Source organism: Aerosakkonema sp. BLCC-F183 (genome assembly GCF_041929145.1).
Lineage (GTDB): Bacteria > Cyanobacteriota > Cyanobacteriia > Cyanobacteriales > Aerosakkonemataceae > Aerosakkonema.
The window spans coordinates 229943-246504 of sequence record NZ_JBHFNU010000044.1 but is presented as its reverse complement, the minus strand read 5'-3'; the positions used below and the strand labels follow the sequence as shown (position 1 = coordinate 246504).

Below are 16562 nucleotides of genomic sequence, written 5' to 3'. Positions count from 1 at the left end.
ACAGAATGTCAATCAGTTTAAACTGAAAATTTTTTAAAATGGCTCAGGTCGGATTTGAACCAACGACCCCAGGCTTATGAGTCCCGTGCTCTAACCAACTGAGCTACTGAGCCATGATTTTTCTAGACCTTTATTAAGATAACATAAACTTCTCAAAAATTACTAGCCCTTCCCCAAAAAAAGTGGGGAGTCGTTTGACTCCCCGATGATGACTGATGCGATCGCTAAAAAACTAACGACGGGGTAGGAAAGCCATTGGGTTAACAGCACCCTGTCCTGGTGGATGGATCTCAAAGTGACAGTGAGGGCCTGTGCTGTAGCCTGTGCTACCCATAGCGGCAATCTGTTGGCCTTGCTCAACCACTTGCCCTTCTTGGACAAAAATGCGGCTGTTGTGACCGTAACGGGTGAGACTGCCATCAGCGTGTCTGATGTCTACCAAGTTCCCGTAGCCACCAGAATTCCAGCGTGCGTAGACCACAACCCCAGGCGCAGAAGCCACAATTGGCGTTCCGGTAGGAGCTGCAATGTCAATCCCCTTGTGCATCCGTCCCCAACGGCGACCGTAGCCCGACGTGAGGACGCCTCTCGTTGGCCAGTTGTAGCCGTTGAAGTTGGGGTTTACGCCATCGGGAAGATAGTTATCCGGCCCTTGAAGGGGAGGTAATTCTGGAGCCACCATTCTCGGTGCCGGTTGATTGTAGGGTTGATATACTTCCGGCCCCAGCGGAGCGGTAGCAACCAGCTGCTGTTGTCTTTTCGCTGGAACTGCCCCCGCTTCGGGTACTGGAATCTGAATGGGAGCCTGTTGGGATGGCTGTCTTGCAGGTCTTTGGATTTCTGCCTGTAAAGGCTCGTTATTCTGATTCCGGCTTAACTCCGGTTTGGCAGATCTGGGAGCAGATGTCGAAGCGGGGCGAGGTTCGGGAGCCAGGGGAGTCGGTGCGTGAGCAGGCGCGGGATTTGGTGTGGGATAAGACTGACGCATTGATGTCATGCGTTGCAGCGTATCGCTCCCTTGCTGGTGTTTGTATTGCTCCCGAAGTTGCAATATTTCAGCCCGCAAGCGCTCGACGTAGGGGTTATTTTGCTGATTTGAACTGGCTTGCAGCCCCTGGTTCGGCTCGTTCTCGGCAAACAGGGAAGGTTCACCTGAAGGTGCGTTTAACTGGAAGTTCTTGCCAACAGGAACCTCAGAAGTCTGCTTTGTTCTGGATATATGTTCCGGAACTTCGTATTTAAGACCTTTGTACCCAGGCGGTACAGCGTCTGTGCCCGAGCTAGCTGATGCTGAGGCAACCGCAGCACCGGGAGTCCAATTTGCTGGGGGTACCGTAGGAGCTGAGATGTTATCTACGGCAGTAACGGGTGTCAAAGCAGTAACGATCGGTACTTTAGCTTTTGAGGAAGCACTTGACCGATTGCGAGCGGCAAAATTGGGAGAGATGGGCTCAGACTCAAAGGGATTTGCCGCTGGTTGAGTCGCTGTTAATCCGACCGACGGAGAAGATTGCGGAATGGAGATTAGCTGTGCAACCTGAATGCGGTTCGGATTGTCTAAATCGTTGGCTTTAGCTAGAGCCGATACATTTATGCCATAATTGCGGGCGATCGTACCGATGGTGTCCCCTGGTTTAACCTGGTAAACCATTGTCGGTGCGGATACAGCTGACTGAGATACTACACCTGCTTCCCAGACTTCTGGAGCTGCTTCCCCCGCTGTATCAACGGACGATGCTTTTGCTACTGCTGGCTCAACCGCTGCCAACTTGGGTTGCCAATTAGGCACTTCTACAGAAGCAGGGGCTTGTTCGACTACAGGTTTCAAATGCTCTGCAACTACAGCTGGTGCAGCAGGCTCAGAAACTTGAGCTGATGTATTTTCTAACTCCTCAGACTTCCACTCCGCCAAACTGGCTCTCAAACGGTTCGATGACTCTCTCAGACGATTGAGAGCCACTGCTTGTTTTGCCCTTAAAAGGTTGTTGACATCATCGGTAGCAGCTGTAGCCGATTCGCCTGCCATAGCGCCAGATGCTTCTGGTGCAGCAGATTGTCTGGATTGATTTTGTCCGATGTTGTAGGACTCGGACTGGGAGGTAACGATATCGCCTACCTTGATGTCGTTACCGATGCCATCGGGCGAAGTACTTTTCGCTGTTGCGGTGGAGCCGGGACGATCGTTTGTGGCTGTATTTTCTGGCTCCACCCGGTTAGTGTTTTCGGAGGAGTTGAACGTAACCTTTTGAATGGGCTCGGACTCTCTAGCGGCACTGGTTTCTACGCCAGTCGGTTGCCATTCTTGTGCTTTATGGGACTGTAGCAGGGGTAGTTGCTGACCCGCTTCGGCTGTTTCCGGTGCCGATTTCGCTTCTAAAGCGGTGACTGCTCCTGCCTCTCCCTGCACTGAGGGAAGTGTTGATAAAGCGCTGTTGCCAGCCCCAGGTTCGGTGGCCATTGCGCTATCGCCCTGCTGTGGAATTAACAGGCTAGACGCACCCATTGAGATAGCCAAGCCAATCATGGCAGCAGAGGTGCGAGCCCGACGGTTAACCTCTGGTGGAATGGGCTTTAGATGTCCCACCATTGCAGAATTGTCTACCTCACAGGCAGGGATTGGATTAACCTTTTGCGTCAATGCTCGTTTCAAAAAACGACCTCCTACGATCACTAGCGTTTAACTGTCCCTGATGGATGCCGTCTAAGTTTACCTATAAATGATTTGGATCACTTCTAAGAACCGATCTGGATCACTTGCGGTAAACATACTTAGGCAAGGTTACCCTGGTTTTTGAATTTAGACAAGTTTACAAGACTTAATAAATTTTGCCTAGCATATTTCACCTGCCAGGGCTACCTTTACGAGACTTTAACAGGGTATGGAGTTTGGCTCTGTTGTGAAAGTGCCGGGATACTCCTGCATTAACTGAGGCACCATAGTACCGCAGACATTCGCCCTGAAGTAGTGAAGACGCACCATCAATAACAAACAAGATTTTGCCGGAAAAGACAATACAGACAACCAACTCTTCTGTGTTGTGACTTTTGTAGCACACCCGATGAAATACGTATACAGTGTTGGTTTTAACACAGATTTAAACCTAATCCCTATCAAACCACAACCGTAGAATTGAGTAGGTTTCCAGATTTGCTGTAGGCCATCACTGTAGGTACTCAAAAGCGAATAGGAGTTCTGCAACAACTTACTACATTTTTTTGGCTTGGTGAGAAGCGGCCTTTTTAAAATGAATAAAATCTATCAATTCAGCAGGCTCTGACAAGGGGGATAACGATAGAAATTTCTTATCGTAGCCAAACTAAATCTTTTCTCTGGATAGTGCATGATTTGGGAACTTCGATGTAGAATTGCGTGCGTTTTTTTGACTACACCTATAGTCAGGCAGTCCTCAGCCTCATCCGGATAAGGGGCATATTCATACACTCATATGCAGATATAGTATCGATCGCCTTTCCGAACTAGAAATAAGCAGGTATAAAATTTATCCCAATTGTCCGAGTTGCCGATGAGCTTCAAACAGCCCAACCGCCACACTAACGGAAAGATTCAAGCTCCGGACACCGGGTTCCGCCATCGGTATGCAGACAGTTTCGGCACAAGTCTTCAGTACGTGCGCCGACAATCCTGTTGTTTCGCTGCCAAACAAAAGCCAGTCATTATTTTCAAATCGGAAGCTAACATAGCTGCACCTTCCGCAAGTGCTGAACCCAATCCATCTTCCCCCGCGTTGGCTATGAAAGATTTGAAAATCTTCGAGGCTTTGGTGATAGTGCAACTTCACGTATGGCCAGTAATCCAAACCCGCTCGTTTAAGATATCGATCGGTAATTTCAAAGCCCAGCGGCCCTACCAAATGCAGTTCTGTGGCCGTGGCAGCGCAGGTTCGGGCAATATTGCCGGTATTGGGGGGTATTTGTGGGTTAATTAAGACAACATATGGCATGAGGCTTAAAAATAGTCGAAATCAGACATTAAGTAAACAACCTCGCTTGGATAAAATCTACCCGAAGGCAGAGGTTTATTATATATATTTTTTATATGTTTCTATAAAATAGAATCGATTAAATATTCTGATGCCCGACAGGAGCATCAGAATAAGCGAAACAGAAACTGGGGTAGCTTAAGCTACTAAAATCTCCTGGCAAAGCTTATCTTCCAACTCTCCTTCTTGGAAAAGCATTGCTTGGATAGCTCCAGAGATAACGCGCCGAACATCCAGACCTTCTCGGTGTAGTTTTATCCACTGAGTTGCTGTATTACCTTCGCGGAGAATTTTGGTCAGGGGAGAGAGAAAACAACTGAAGCCTTGTTCTCTGGCAACAGGTAAAACCTGCTGGTAAAGTTCCATTATCCAATCTCGTGCCAATATTTCTCTGCCATCGTGCCAATGTCTGAGGTAGGCATCCAGACTATCTCGTGCAGCAGCAGCTTCGTTAGCATCGGTAAGGGAGGTCAGATCGTCTGAGGATAATTGACTTTTTTCTAGAGGATCGAGGTTGGGATCGGCCATCATTTGTTGGAGACGTGCCTCTAACAATGCGGTGACTGCCAGCAGAGCGATCGGATCGACGATTAAATCGCAAATTCGCAATTCCAGCCGATTGAGATCGTAGGGACGCCGATTGCCATTCGGTCGGACAGATGACCAGAGATGACGGACATTCTGCATTGTACCCAGGGCTAGTTGAGCTTCCGTCCACTGGATAAAATGAGCGTGGCTTTCAAACAGGGGCACATAGGCTGGAGTTTTGGGGAAAAGTGCCCAGCGGGTGGAATGATAGCCGGTCGCCTTACCGTCGAGAAAAGGAGAAGAGGCGCTTAAGGCGAGGTAAAGGGGTGCTTCCACGCGGATGAGGCGAATTGCCCGCATGAGTAATTCTGGATTGCTGATGCCGATATTGATGTGGATGCTGGCAGTAACGACGTTTGTGCCGTAAGTGTTTTCGATGTAGGTGTGGTAAGGGTTGTTGGGATCGGAACGCCAAAAGCGATCGCTCTGTCCCAAAGATAAGGTACTTCCCGGAATGAGAGTGTAGTCGCCCAAGCGTTTTAAATACGCCCGCAGTCGCTGGCGAGGACGCACTAAGGCACACAACAGCCGATCGTAGGAATACAAAGGAGCGGTAGTGTATTCCACATTGCGGCTATCTGGCTCTGTGACAAATCCGTCCAGGTCTGCCACAATCTTGTCTGAGAGGCCAACAATATCTCCTTGTGGCGTCCCGGTGTACATCTCAACTTCAAAGCCTTTAGATAGCAGCACGATTTCTCCTTGCCTGCGAAATGGGGAATGGGGAATGGGGAGATGTGGGGAATTCTCTTTTACCAATTAAGGCTCGCCAATTCCCTCTGTTAAAAACGGTATAGAGAAAGATAGAGTTACTCCTCTATCAATAGTTTGGCATCAAAGTCGGTACTGGTGGTACACAATGCTGGCGGCACGATGAAGTAAAGAGTGGCGATACACTAGAGCGTTGAGATCGTCAGCATAACCGCCGCCGATAACGCAGGCAACGGGATAGCCGGCGGCGACGCAGGTACTCAAAACTTGCATTTCGCGGCGAAATAGGCCGGTGTCTGTGAGGCATAATTTGCCTAAGCGATCGCCTGCATGAGGATCGACGCCTGCATCGTACAATACTATATCTGGCTTTACCTGGGAAAGTAAGTCGGGCAGATATTGGGCCAGGGAAAGCAGGTAGGCGTCGTCTTCCATCCCGACTGGTAAGGAAACATCTAAATCGCTTTTTTGCTTGGTGCCTGGAAAGTTAACTTCACAGTGCATTGAGAAGGTAAAGACGCTTTTGTCGTTTTGAAAGATAAAAGCTGTGCCGTCTCCTTGATGAACGTCTAAGTCCACAATCAAGACTTGGCGGACAAGTTCCATTTTTTGGAGAAGACGGGCGGCAATAGCTAAATCGTTAAAAATACAAAAACCGGAGCCATAATTGGGAAAGGCGTGATGAGTTCCTCCGGCGGTGTTGCAGGCTAAACCGCGAGTTAGTGCTAGCTCGGCTGTGAGGATAGTACCGCCTACAGCCACGCAAGTACGATTCACCAGTGCTGGACTCCAAGGTAATCCAATCCGCCGAATCGCTTTGGCGTCGAGGGTTCCTTCGCAGTAAGCTTGGATGTAATCGGGGGTGTGAACTAATTCTATCCACTCTGGCGGTGGACGTTTGGGTGTGTAGAATTGTTCTGGTTGGGCAACGCGATCGGTTAACAGCAGTTCGTATAGTTGCCGAAATTTCCGCATCGGAAAGCGATGCCCCTCTGGCAGCGGTGCGATGTAATCTGGATGATATACCAGCGGCAAGTCCATTACCAATTTGTAAGCTAGGTTTATCTATAGTTTTGATTGCCTGCACGACATTTTAAGCTTTTTCATCTTGAGAAAACTAGAAGTATTTACTTGTTTTTTGGATAAATGATACACCCGCACACAGAACTCCGTTATATAAACAAAATTATAGGCTACGGCGTGTTTGCCACTAAACTCATTCCCAAAGGTACTATTACTTGGGTTTTAGATGAATTAGATCAAAGGTTTTCTCCATCTTACATATTCTCGCTCAACCCGATTCTGCGAGAAAAACTGCTCAAGTATTGTTATCGGGATAATGAAGGTACATATATATTGTGTTGGGATATCGGCAAATTTGTAAATCATAGCTTTAATTCCAGTTGTATCGGTACGGCATACAAATTTGAATTGGCTAGCAGGGATATCCATCCGGGCGAGGAATTGACAGATGACTACGGTTATTTGAATTTAGACAAACCTTTTTATTGTTTCCCCGAAAAAGGTAGTACAAGGACAAAGGTAATGCCTGACGATCTTCTCAAATATTATCCGAATTGGGATAAAAAAGCGGTTGAAGCGATGAAATACTTTAACCAAGTTCAACAGCCGTTAAAACCTTTAATTAACCATAAATATCTTGATAAAGTTAATGCGGTTGCTGAAGGAAAAGAAGAAATGGACTCTATTCTTAACGTTTATTACGATCGGTCTAAAAAGTTAAAGTTTGTTAGCTAGAATCAAAATAAACACATAAAAATTACTCACAATGAAATGCTAAACTTTGACTGTTATTCCATATTTATAGGTGGCATCTATGCGTCGTTTGCATCTACTGCTAGGAGAAAAAACTATGCAGGACACTACCCCAAAATTAACCTCTCGTCGCAAGCAAAAAACTTCTATCGCAAAATCGGTTGGCTCGCGTTTATTTCTTTCAGTTTTGGGCGGTTCTTTGGTGGGATTGGGATGTGCTTCTTATTTATTCTACCAAGAACTTGTGAAACAGGCACGAACCGAATTGATGGCAAGCCTAGAGGTAAATGCTCAAAACTTAGAAGGCAGCTTCAATAGCTTTGAAAACTCAGCCAAACTGGTTGCAGCATCTGCAACCACACTCTACGAGGCTGGAGAACGACGCGAACAAGTTTATGTTAATTTAATCGGTCGTTCTTTGAAAACTATACCTTTAGGAACTGGATTGGGTTTCGGTCAGCCACCACAAAAGCGTTTAATTATTCCAGAGCGAAAGTATGCTTACCCTTTTGCGATTAGAGAAAATGATGGTAAGGTAATTGCTAAGGGGGGAGAATCTAGTCCTGATGATTACAAAGCAAGTTATTTTATCGAACCGATTAAAGCCGGTAAGCCTATTTGGTTGGAGCCAATTTCTTATTTAGAAACAACTGTAGAACCTCCACAGCAAACTGTCAGTACAAGTTACTCACTACCTTTTTACAACAATAAAAAAGAGTTGCTGGGGGTACTGGCTCAAGATTTAGAGTTAGGTTTTCTCAGCGTGAAATTATCACAGCCAGTCATGAGGGATAAAGGATATTTTGCGCTGGTGAGTTCCAAAGGCAATTTGATCGCTTATCCACCCAAGCCCGAATTAGCTCTCGATCTGAAACCTTTTCCAGAAATTAATAATTATTCCCAACTCTGGCAACGAATTCAAAAGAATATCCAAACTGGTAAGAAAAACAGCGGTATTATATCTTGGCAAGATGGGAGCGGAAAAAGAGAATATTGGGCTTATAGGAGAATCGCTAATAATAATTGGATATTGCTGGCGTCGGTGCCTCAGTGGGTTATTTTTGGCCCATTGTTGCAATTTACAGTAGGGGGAACTCTCTTGGCTGCGCTGGGTGCATCTATTGTGCTGGCTATAGTAGTTTTTCTATTTGTCAAACGCTTAAATCAACGTCTACAGCCTATTATGGATGAATGTAATTTATTGGCTGAAGCTAGTCCTAAAAGCGAAGAATTGATGAGCCGAGAAGATGAAATTGGGCAATTGACTATATCGTTTTATAATTTGCTGGGGCAGGTGACTGTAAATGAGAAGCGGTTACGGAAAGAAATGGAGAAATCAGCTAAAGCTTACCAAGCTTTAAAACAAGCTCAAGCTCAACTTATACAAACTGAAAAAATGTCTGGTTTGGGTCAGCTTGTAGCTGGTATTGCTCATGAAATTAATAACCCGATTAATTTTATTTACGGAAATCTTCCTCATGCCAGTACCTACACGCAAGATTTAATTAGACTGCTCGAACTTTATCAGCAAAAGTATCCCCATTCCGATCCGGAAGTGTCAGAACTTACAGAAGAAATTGAACTAGATTTTTTGATTGCGGATTTGCAAAAAATGCTGTCGTCGATGAGTATAGGTGCTAATCGAATTCGCGAGATTGTGCTGTCGTTACGCAACTTTTCGCGGTTTGATGAAGCGGAAATGAAAGATGTCAATATTCACGAAGGAATTGACAGCACGTTGCTTATTCTGCAAAATCGATTCAAAGCTACGCCGACGCATTCGGCGATTGAAGTAGTTAAAGATTACGGTAATCTGCCGCTGGTGGAGTGTTATGCGGGACAGCTAAATCAGGTATTTATGAATATTATTAGTAATGCGATCGATGCTTTGGAAAAGGCACGATGTAAGGCGACAGAAGAAGAAGAAGAAGAAAGCTTTACACCTACGATTACTATTCGCACTGAGTTAAAAAATCCGGATTCAGGCTCCAGTCAGCCTCGCGTTGTCATTACAATTAAAGACAATGGGTGTGGTATTCCTCCAGAAAACCAAAGCAAATTATTCGATCCGTTCTTCACTACAAAACCTGTGGGAAAGGGTACAGGTTTGGGGCTATCTATTTGCTACCAAATTGTGGTGGAAAGGCACAAGGGAGAGTTGAGTTACGTTTCTGAAGTTGGCAAAGGAACGGAATTTTTGATTGAAATTCCAGTTTATCAAACGAAACCGATAAGTAAGATTTTTTAAGTAGATCGAGGCAAAGAAACTGGGCGATCGGCTACACTTCTATTTGGATAAGTCTTGAGTGTTATTTGCGGCGGAATTGATGTAATAATATGAAGGCGATCGCAGCTGGAATTATGGCAGCTGATATACTCAAGAAGAAGGCTGTTGTCAAAGAAAGACTATTTTTAGGTTGAGGTTGAGGTAACTGGGTTGACAAAATGGTGGCGGTGATGCTACTGCTGGCGACGGCAATACCGACGATCGCTATAGTGTTGGTTAAAGTGCGATCGCGTTCTGCTTGGGAAACCTCCATAATGCCTCGAATTGTATCGATGTACTTTTCTCTGATTTTCAAGCTAGGGCTCAAACTTGTGTAATCTTGTTCAATTTCCCCTTGATATTTCGATGCTACAGCCTCGCCAAATTCCTCCAAAAAATTCAGTTTAGTAAGTCCATTTTCGTTATTAGCTATTTCTTTAATTTTTTCCAAGCGATTTTTATAATTTTTCACGTTAGTTTTGAGCGTTTGCAGCTGCAACGCTAAACTTTCCAGTCCGCCTGTCTGTTTAGATAGCATCAGTAAATTTTTATGTAAATCTATTTTTATTTGCTCCAGAGATAGATTTGCTAAATTCAATTCCGGTAAATAAAATTGAATCTCTGGAATTATCGATATACTTGGGAATAAACCTTCTGCTTCCAGAAGTTTTTTAACAATTCTACTGTTACTATAAGCGCAGAGAATTTTATGGCGATAGTAGAACAACCACAGCCACTCGTAGTAAAAAGTGGCAATTCTTTCCATTGTTTTCTTATATGGGCATATACAAATCAGTATAAAGTCATTATTTTCCAGCTTTGTCAAATCTTGTGGTTGCAATGCTTCAAAAATAGTGCTGCCTAAAAAGTAATTTCCTTGCTTTAATTTAGGTTCTTGCTGAATGCCATTCAAAGCCTTATATGCTTCTTTGGCTGCTTTTTCGCGATCGGCATCCGAGGCAGAATTTAAATAACCCAAAATCAGCCAAGTTCTGCCGACGTTTGCTTGTAATTCTAGTTTTTGTCTGAATTTATGGAAACAGGCGACATCTTGAGGCTTATCCTCATCTTTGATAAAAGTGGAAACTAACAAGCTATCGGTTTCGCCCAAAGAAATGCGCTGATAAAAGCCGTGGATATCATCAACTGCGAAGGGATAATTTCGTTCGGAATCAAAATCTGCTTCTGGGGGAACCTTCAGTCGAGTACGCAAAGCTTCCCAGGATTTTGGCTGGTTGATTTCTTTGCCGTCAGACTTTTCTTGCAGGTTATAAGCAAATAGAAGTAGGTGAGGATAGATTAACAAGGTCTGCACTCAAAACAAAGCATGGAAGGGATAGTTGGCAGTTTTGCCGATCGTGGAAGTTGCTAGTTATTTTTTTGAATTTTTCGGGTGTGTCAGAGGGCATAATTTTCGCGATCGTCATTAATTTTAAAGTTCTGAAGCACCCTACTAAATCTAACTAGCAACTTGAGATACTAGGAATTAACCTTGCCAGCGATCGTAAATCCAGCCCAGTAGTAAGGATGGCTGTAAGGCGGATCGCTGGAATTGTCTGAGTTATCCTGAATGTGTTTGGCAAGGCTTTGCAGGTGTTCCCAGCCTTCAGGGTCGGTATCGCGGATTTCATCTGTTGGCAATGCTACATACCACTCGGCAAGTTGGGCGTAGGTGACGCTACGAAGCCAGTTTTGAGCTTCTTTGAAGGCGACGGTGGGAGTCGCACCTGCTTTGAATAATTGGTAAAAACGAATTGTAAACAGCGCGGTGGAGAAGTCATCAACTGTCCACAGAGTACTGAGGACGTGGGACGCGCCTTGGTAGAGAAAACCGCTGACTAAGCCGACGTATTCGCTGGAGATGGTTTGATTTCCCTTAACGGCGGTTTCGCAAGCGGAAAGAGCGATCAGTTGATATTCGTTGAAGGGTATTTGAACAATTTCTGCTAAGGTGAGTTTATCGTCGCCGGATAAGGCTAGGGCCGATCGGCTGGGATTTTGGGAATTGTCAGTGCTGTATCCGGCAAAGTGAAAGATGCTGTGAGGTTGTTGCAGTAAGGTTTCCAGTTGTGGGCGGGTGCAGGAAGGGCCCACAAGACGGGTGGGATTGGCAAAGATTTGACCGATCGCACCTGATTCAATTTTCGCAAATAGTAGCGGCTTTAATCCTGCACTTTCGGGTTGTTCTACACTCAAAAGAGTGCTTGCTGCTTGCTGCTGAGTGCTGGATGAAGATTTTTCCAGCAGATTCAGTCCAATTTGGGCGCTGGGTAAATAAGCGATCCTGAATTTATCGGCAAACAAAGCGTGAAGGGGTAAGCGATGCAAGTCGCGGTGGGGAATAAATATCAACTTATCAATTCCGGCAAGCAGTAGTTCTATTGTGGAAATGCCGAGAATTTGACGCAGTTGGGCGATCGTTTCGGGTAATTTATCCCGCCAGTCGATCCCACTCTTGTCCTCCTCACCTGCGGCGAGGGCATCTGAGTTTTTTGACTGATATTCTTGGTATTGTTGGTTCCAATCTTTTACCCAATTTTCAAATTTTACCAAGCGATTGAGATACTCGTTTTTTTCTAAAGAACGATTGGCTGGTAAAACTATAGGTGCTGGGGCGTCGTGTTTGATGATAAACGTGGTTAAGGCACAGGGGCTGATGTGCCAGTAAACTACGGCTGTTTTTGGATTCAAAAGTTGTTGAATTTCGGCATATTTCGGTGAGGAAACGTTATCCTTCCAGCCATATAGTAACCAATACAAGCAGGAATTTTTTCCTACTTCGGCAGCTTCTAAAGCTTCTATAAATTGACCGGACTGGATGGCGATATCTACTGTCAGCTGTTGAAAAGCGGCTTGTTTGAGTGCGAGTTGTTTTTTACTGTACTGGGAACGTTGCGGTTCGTTTAACAAGCGCTGCAATAATTCTATACCGCGTTGGTGTAATTCTGCGGCTTCATCTTTTTGTCCCAAACCCAAATCTGCGCGAACTAAAGATTGCAAAACCTCTAAATGCAGTTCGGGAAAATCTGCTTCAGTGAGAGTTTTTAGGGCTTCGTTGTACTCATCTACAGCTTGACGGTAATAATCGCTAGGATTTGGAGCCGATCGCCCTTTAAAATAGTGGGCGTTGCCGATCGCTCTATGCAAATCGCCCCAACCTTCCGGGTGGGTATCTTGTTGGCAATACTTCAATCCTTCCTGATAGCTTGTCAGTTCTCCCTCATACCCTCGCAAGTTCAAATCTTGATTTTGAGTAGCTGACACAGAGGCGACGGTAGAATTATAGTCGATCGAATCTCTAGCGGCAATGCCTCGGTTAATCCAAGCTTGCTGATCTTCTGGCTTAAATTTTATGACTCGATCGTAAGCTGCGATCGCTTCTTCATTCTTACCTATGTTATATAGAAGAGTGCCTTGGTTGTACCAAGCTTGGTGATAGTCTGATTTGAATTCCAGGGCTTTGCTGTACGAAGCGATCGCATCCTCTTGTTGCCCTACATTATAAAGCGCACAGCCTTTATTGTACCAAGCTTGGTAAAAGTCTGGTTTGTATTCTACTGCTTTACTGTAACAGCCGATCGCTTCTTCATGTTGGCCTAAGTTACCCAGTGCATTGCCGCGATTGTACCAAGCTTGGTAATAGTCTGGTTTGTATTCTACTGCTCGATCGTAAGATGCGATCGCTTCTTCATATTCTCCTATATTCGCTAGCGCATTGCCCCGGTTATTCCATGCTTCGTAAAAGTCTGGTTTTAATTCTAGCGCTTTATTCCAGTTAGCAATAGCTGCCTGAAAATCTCCCGCCATTGCTTGCTGTAAACCTTTGTTAAACCAAACTTCTACCCCATCGGTTGTTGCTTCTGTTACCGCACTTGCTTGATTGGCCGAGCTTTCATCAATTTCTGTAAGTTCAGTTGTCCTTGTTGCCGTTTCTGCTGCTATTTCTTCTTCTAAATCGACATCCGATGACAACCTTACCAACGCTTCATCTGGAGATTCTGCTGTTGCTTCAGTTGTTGTCTCTTCTGCCTCTTCTTCCGTATCTAATGGCTGAATTGCCGACCCAACAATTTGTGGCGTTGCCGATGTTACTGTTGTTGGTATTTCCGAGACTAGCTCAACTAAATCTGCATCTGCTGACTCACTTACTGACGATTCCTTTGTCGAAATTTGTGCAACTGCTGGCGATTCTGTTGTCTCTTCTGATTCCGGCTCTAATCGGTTAATTGCTGATTCAACAATTTGTGGTGTTGCGGATATTGCTGTTGTCGGTACTGACGATACTGGTTCTTCAACCAAATCTGCATCTGCTGACTCACTTACTGACGATTCCTTTGCGCGAGATTCTATTATCTCTTCAATTGTTGTCTCTTCTGATTCTGTATCTAATGGCTGAATTGCTGATTCAACAATTTGTGGTGTTGGGGATATTGCTGTTGTCGGTACTGACGATACTGGTTCTTCAACCAAATCTGCATCTGCTGACACACTTACTGACGATTCTTTTGCGGGAGATTCTATTATTTCTTCAATTGTTGTCTCTTCTGATTCTGTATCTAATTGGTTAATTGGAGATTCCACAATTTGTGGAGATGCTGATATTGCTGTTGTTGGTACTGACGATACTGGTTCTTCAACCAAATCTGCATCTGCTGACTCACTTACTGACGATTCCTTTGCGGGAGATTCTATTATTTCTTCAATTGTTGTCTCTTCTGATTCTGTATCTAATGGCTGAATTGCTGATTCAACAATTTGTGGTGTTGGGGATATTGCTGTTGTTGGTACTGACGATACTGGTTCTTCAAGCAAATCTACATCTGCTGACACCGTTGACGACGATTCATCTGCCGAAATTTGTGCAATTGCTGACGATGCTGTTGTTTCTTCTGATTCCGGCTCTAATGGCTGAATTGTTGATTCAACAATTTGTGGTGTTGGGGATATTGCTGTTGTTGGTACTGACGATACTGGTTCTTCAAGCAAATCTGCATCTGCTGACACCGTTGACGACGATTCATCTGCCGAAATTTGTGCAATTGCTGGCGATGCTGTTGTTTCTTCTGATTCCGGCTCTAATGGCTGAATTGTTGATTCAACAATTTGTGGTGTTGGGGATATTGCTGTTGTTGGTACTGACGATACTGGTTCTTCAAGCAAATCTACATCTGCTGACACCGTTGACGACGATTCTTTTGCGGGAGATTCTATTATCTCTTCAGTTGTTGTCTCTTCTGATTCCGGCTCTAATTGCTGAATTGCTGATTCAACAATTTGTGGTGTTGGGGATATTGCTGTTGTTGGTACTGACGATACTGGTTCTTCAACCAAATCTGTATCTGCTGACACACTTACTGACGCATCATCTGGTATTTCGGCAACTTCTTCCTCTTCTGTTATGGCTGCTGTTGCTCTATCCAATTGATTACTCGATGCCTCAACAATAGCCAGTTGGGGTGCAGTTATTTCTGTTGCCGATGGTTGAGAAATTGGCTCGGCTAAATCAGTTGATTCTACGCTTACAGCTTGTGCTTCTGGAATTTCCTCAGTTGTGGAGGCGGCGACTTGAGCAGTTGTATCGGCTGGCGCAGTTAAACCGTCGCCAACAAAGTCAGCTTCTATAACATCGCCATACCAAATATTATTGCTGCGATCGTCATCCCTACCGGTAGATTCTGGAGAGGGGGACACCTGTGCTTGTTGTAGCTGTCTGCCGATGCGTTGGGAAACATCTCCTAATTCTCCTCCGCGAAGTTGACCCAGCCACACCATCCGTCGCGCTAATTCCTGATGCTGTTCGGGTGCTTCCAGCAATTTTTCCGCAAAGCGAGGTAACCATTGCACCAACTCAGCCTCGGTGATGCGTTTTCCAATCAAAAAGCCGGAAACTTGACCGCGACTCCAGCCTTCACTTACCCCCTCTAGGAGTTGAACGAACAACACTTCATAGTCTGCATCCTTCAGGGTTGAGTTTGTCCCTCCTGCACCTCCCATCAATCGAGGAGAAGGTGTTCTGCTTCCTCCCCGTTGCGAAAACGGGTGGGGAGAGGTTCCAAACAAGCGCTGAAAAAAGCTTTTGAGCCAGTGCCAAAGTCCCCAGAGCATCTACCCCATCCTTGCATCAGAATTTACGTTTCAAAAAGCGTTGCTATTACAGCAGTCGCGCAGACGACTTGCATTATATCACAGATGTTTATTCATAAATAAGAATAGCTGTCAGGAAATCAAATAATTTTTGACTTTCTTTAAATAAGCTTACCGAGCGGCTATACCATCGCGGCAGGAGCCAATCAGTTTTAGATATTTTTATGGCCAGATGTAGGTGTAGCCTTCCTGTGGGGTAGCCAGATGAAGACAACTAGCAGATACATACATATCTTTGCCAATTCTATCAGCCGATTTTTCGGATAGTCTCTTGATAAAGAGTAACAAATTTGGCAAGCGATCGCGAAATTTTATCCATCAGCAATCCAAAATTTTAAGCGCTGAGTTATGGTGCGCTAAAATCCGTTTAGCAACCAACAAATCAGCCAATTCATCAGGAATATCTCATGGCACACACAATTGTCTGGCAACAAGGGAACACAAACCCCGAAAACGTCAATAACTTCGCTACAATCAAACAATGGTTTGCCAATCTCAACGCTAAGCAAATTACTTGGCGGCAGCGATTAGTTCCGTCTACAGCAGATATCAGGGAAGTAGACTGGGAAACCCAGCGGTTTGATGAAGTATTCCCGATAACAAATCCCGAAATTCGCGGCATCACCCTATATTGGCGCAAACCGGATTCCCAGCAGGAACGCAGCACAACACCTGACAAACTCGAACTGGATAACCTGCGCCAGTATTTGTACATCTATCTTCAGTCTCAAAAAGGTGTAGTCATCCGCATAGGACTGCCGGAAATCGTTTATCAGACAATTCAACTGGCAAATCCCCTCTGGGAATACAGCCAAAAGGAAGAGAACTACATCGTTACTCTCCGAGACCCCCAGCAACAGTTGGAAGTGAAAGTCATCCTCAGTCCAGAAAACCTCAGCCAACTCAAGCAAAAACTCCCCTAGCGGCGCTACGCGAAAGTCAAAAGTCAAAAGTCAAAAATCCTGTGAGCGTCAGGCATTTAACTTATTTCGAGCAAGTGGATTACTTGTGCCGTGCTGTACTAGCGATCGGCTGCGTTTAAAGGTAAGCTATTAAACGCCTGTCAAATTGGGGGA

At 45.0% G+C, this 16562-nt stretch carries 9 protein-coding genes and 1 tRNA gene; 3 read left to right on the top strand and 7 right to left on the bottom strand.

All coding sequences use genetic code 11. The features are described 5' to 3' along the window. Positions 1-39: 39 nt before the first annotated feature. The 5 genes from ACE1CD_RS12430 to ACE1CD_RS12410 form a co-directional block, all read right to left on the bottom strand. Positions 40-113 (bottom strand) — tRNA-Met (locus tag ACE1CD_RS12430). Positions 114-232: 119 nt separating this feature from the next. After that, positions 233-2650: a peptidoglycan DD-metalloendopeptidase family protein gene (locus tag ACE1CD_RS12425; protein WP_374824397.1), complete on the bottom strand. Its 2418-nt coding sequence runs from the start codon at positions 2648-2650 to the stop codon at positions 233-235. A gap of 850 nt (positions 2651-3500) precedes the next feature. Next, a complete protein-coding gene (locus ACE1CD_RS12420) occupies positions 3501-3962 on the bottom strand; it encodes a tRNA (cytidine(34)-2'-O)-methyltransferase (RefSeq protein ID WP_374796048.1) in 462 nt (153 codons plus the stop codon). 177 nt (positions 3963-4139) lie between these two features. After that, positions 4140-5282 carry a glutamate--cysteine ligase gene (gene gshA, locus ACE1CD_RS12415; protein ID WP_374796049.1) on the bottom strand — a complete coding sequence of 381 codons (1143 nt, stop codon included), beginning with the start codon at positions 5280-5282 and terminating at the stop codon, positions 4140-4142. Between the two features lie 141 nt (positions 5283-5423). Beyond that, positions 5424-6341, bottom strand: a complete 918-nt coding sequence (locus ACE1CD_RS12410; RefSeq protein ID WP_374824394.1) for a histone deacetylase — start codon at positions 6339-6341, stop codon at positions 5424-5426. Between the two features lie 105 nt (positions 6342-6446). Here ACE1CD_RS12410 and ACE1CD_RS12405 point away from each other — a divergent pair, with 105 nt between their 5' ends. Both ACE1CD_RS12405 and ACE1CD_RS12400 read left to right on the top strand, forming a co-directional pair. Then, a complete protein-coding gene (locus ACE1CD_RS12405) occupies positions 6447-7058 on the top strand; it encodes an SET domain-containing protein (protein WP_374796051.1) in 612 nt (203 codons plus the stop codon). Between the two features lie 115 nt (positions 7059-7173). After that, positions 7174-9324, top strand: coding sequence for an ATP-binding protein (locus tag ACE1CD_RS12400; RefSeq protein ID WP_374824391.1), 2151 nt, complete (start codon positions 7174-7176; stop codon positions 9322-9324). A 61-nt stretch (positions 9325-9385) separates the two neighbouring features. Here ACE1CD_RS12400 and ACE1CD_RS12395 read toward each other — a convergent pair whose 3' ends face one another. Together ACE1CD_RS12395 and ACE1CD_RS12390 are read right to left on the bottom strand one after the other, a co-directional pair. Continuing rightward, positions 9386-10648 carry a hypothetical protein gene (locus ACE1CD_RS12395; RefSeq protein WP_374824388.1) on the bottom strand — a complete coding sequence of 421 codons (1263 nt, stop codon included), beginning with the start codon at positions 10646-10648 and terminating at the stop codon, positions 9386-9388. Positions 10649-10821: 173 nt separating this feature from the next. Continuing rightward, positions 10822-15447, bottom strand: a complete 4626-nt coding sequence (locus ACE1CD_RS12390) for a CHAT domain-containing protein (protein ID WP_374824385.1) — start codon at positions 15445-15447, stop codon at positions 10822-10824. 446 nt (positions 15448-15893) lie between these two features. On the opposite strand from ACE1CD_RS12390, the gene ACE1CD_RS12385 reads away from it, so the two are divergent. Continuing rightward, positions 15894-16409, top strand: a complete 516-nt coding sequence (locus ACE1CD_RS12385; protein WP_374824382.1) for a hypothetical protein — start codon at positions 15894-15896, stop codon at positions 16407-16409. The last annotated feature ends 153 nt before the right edge of the window (positions 16410-16562 follow it).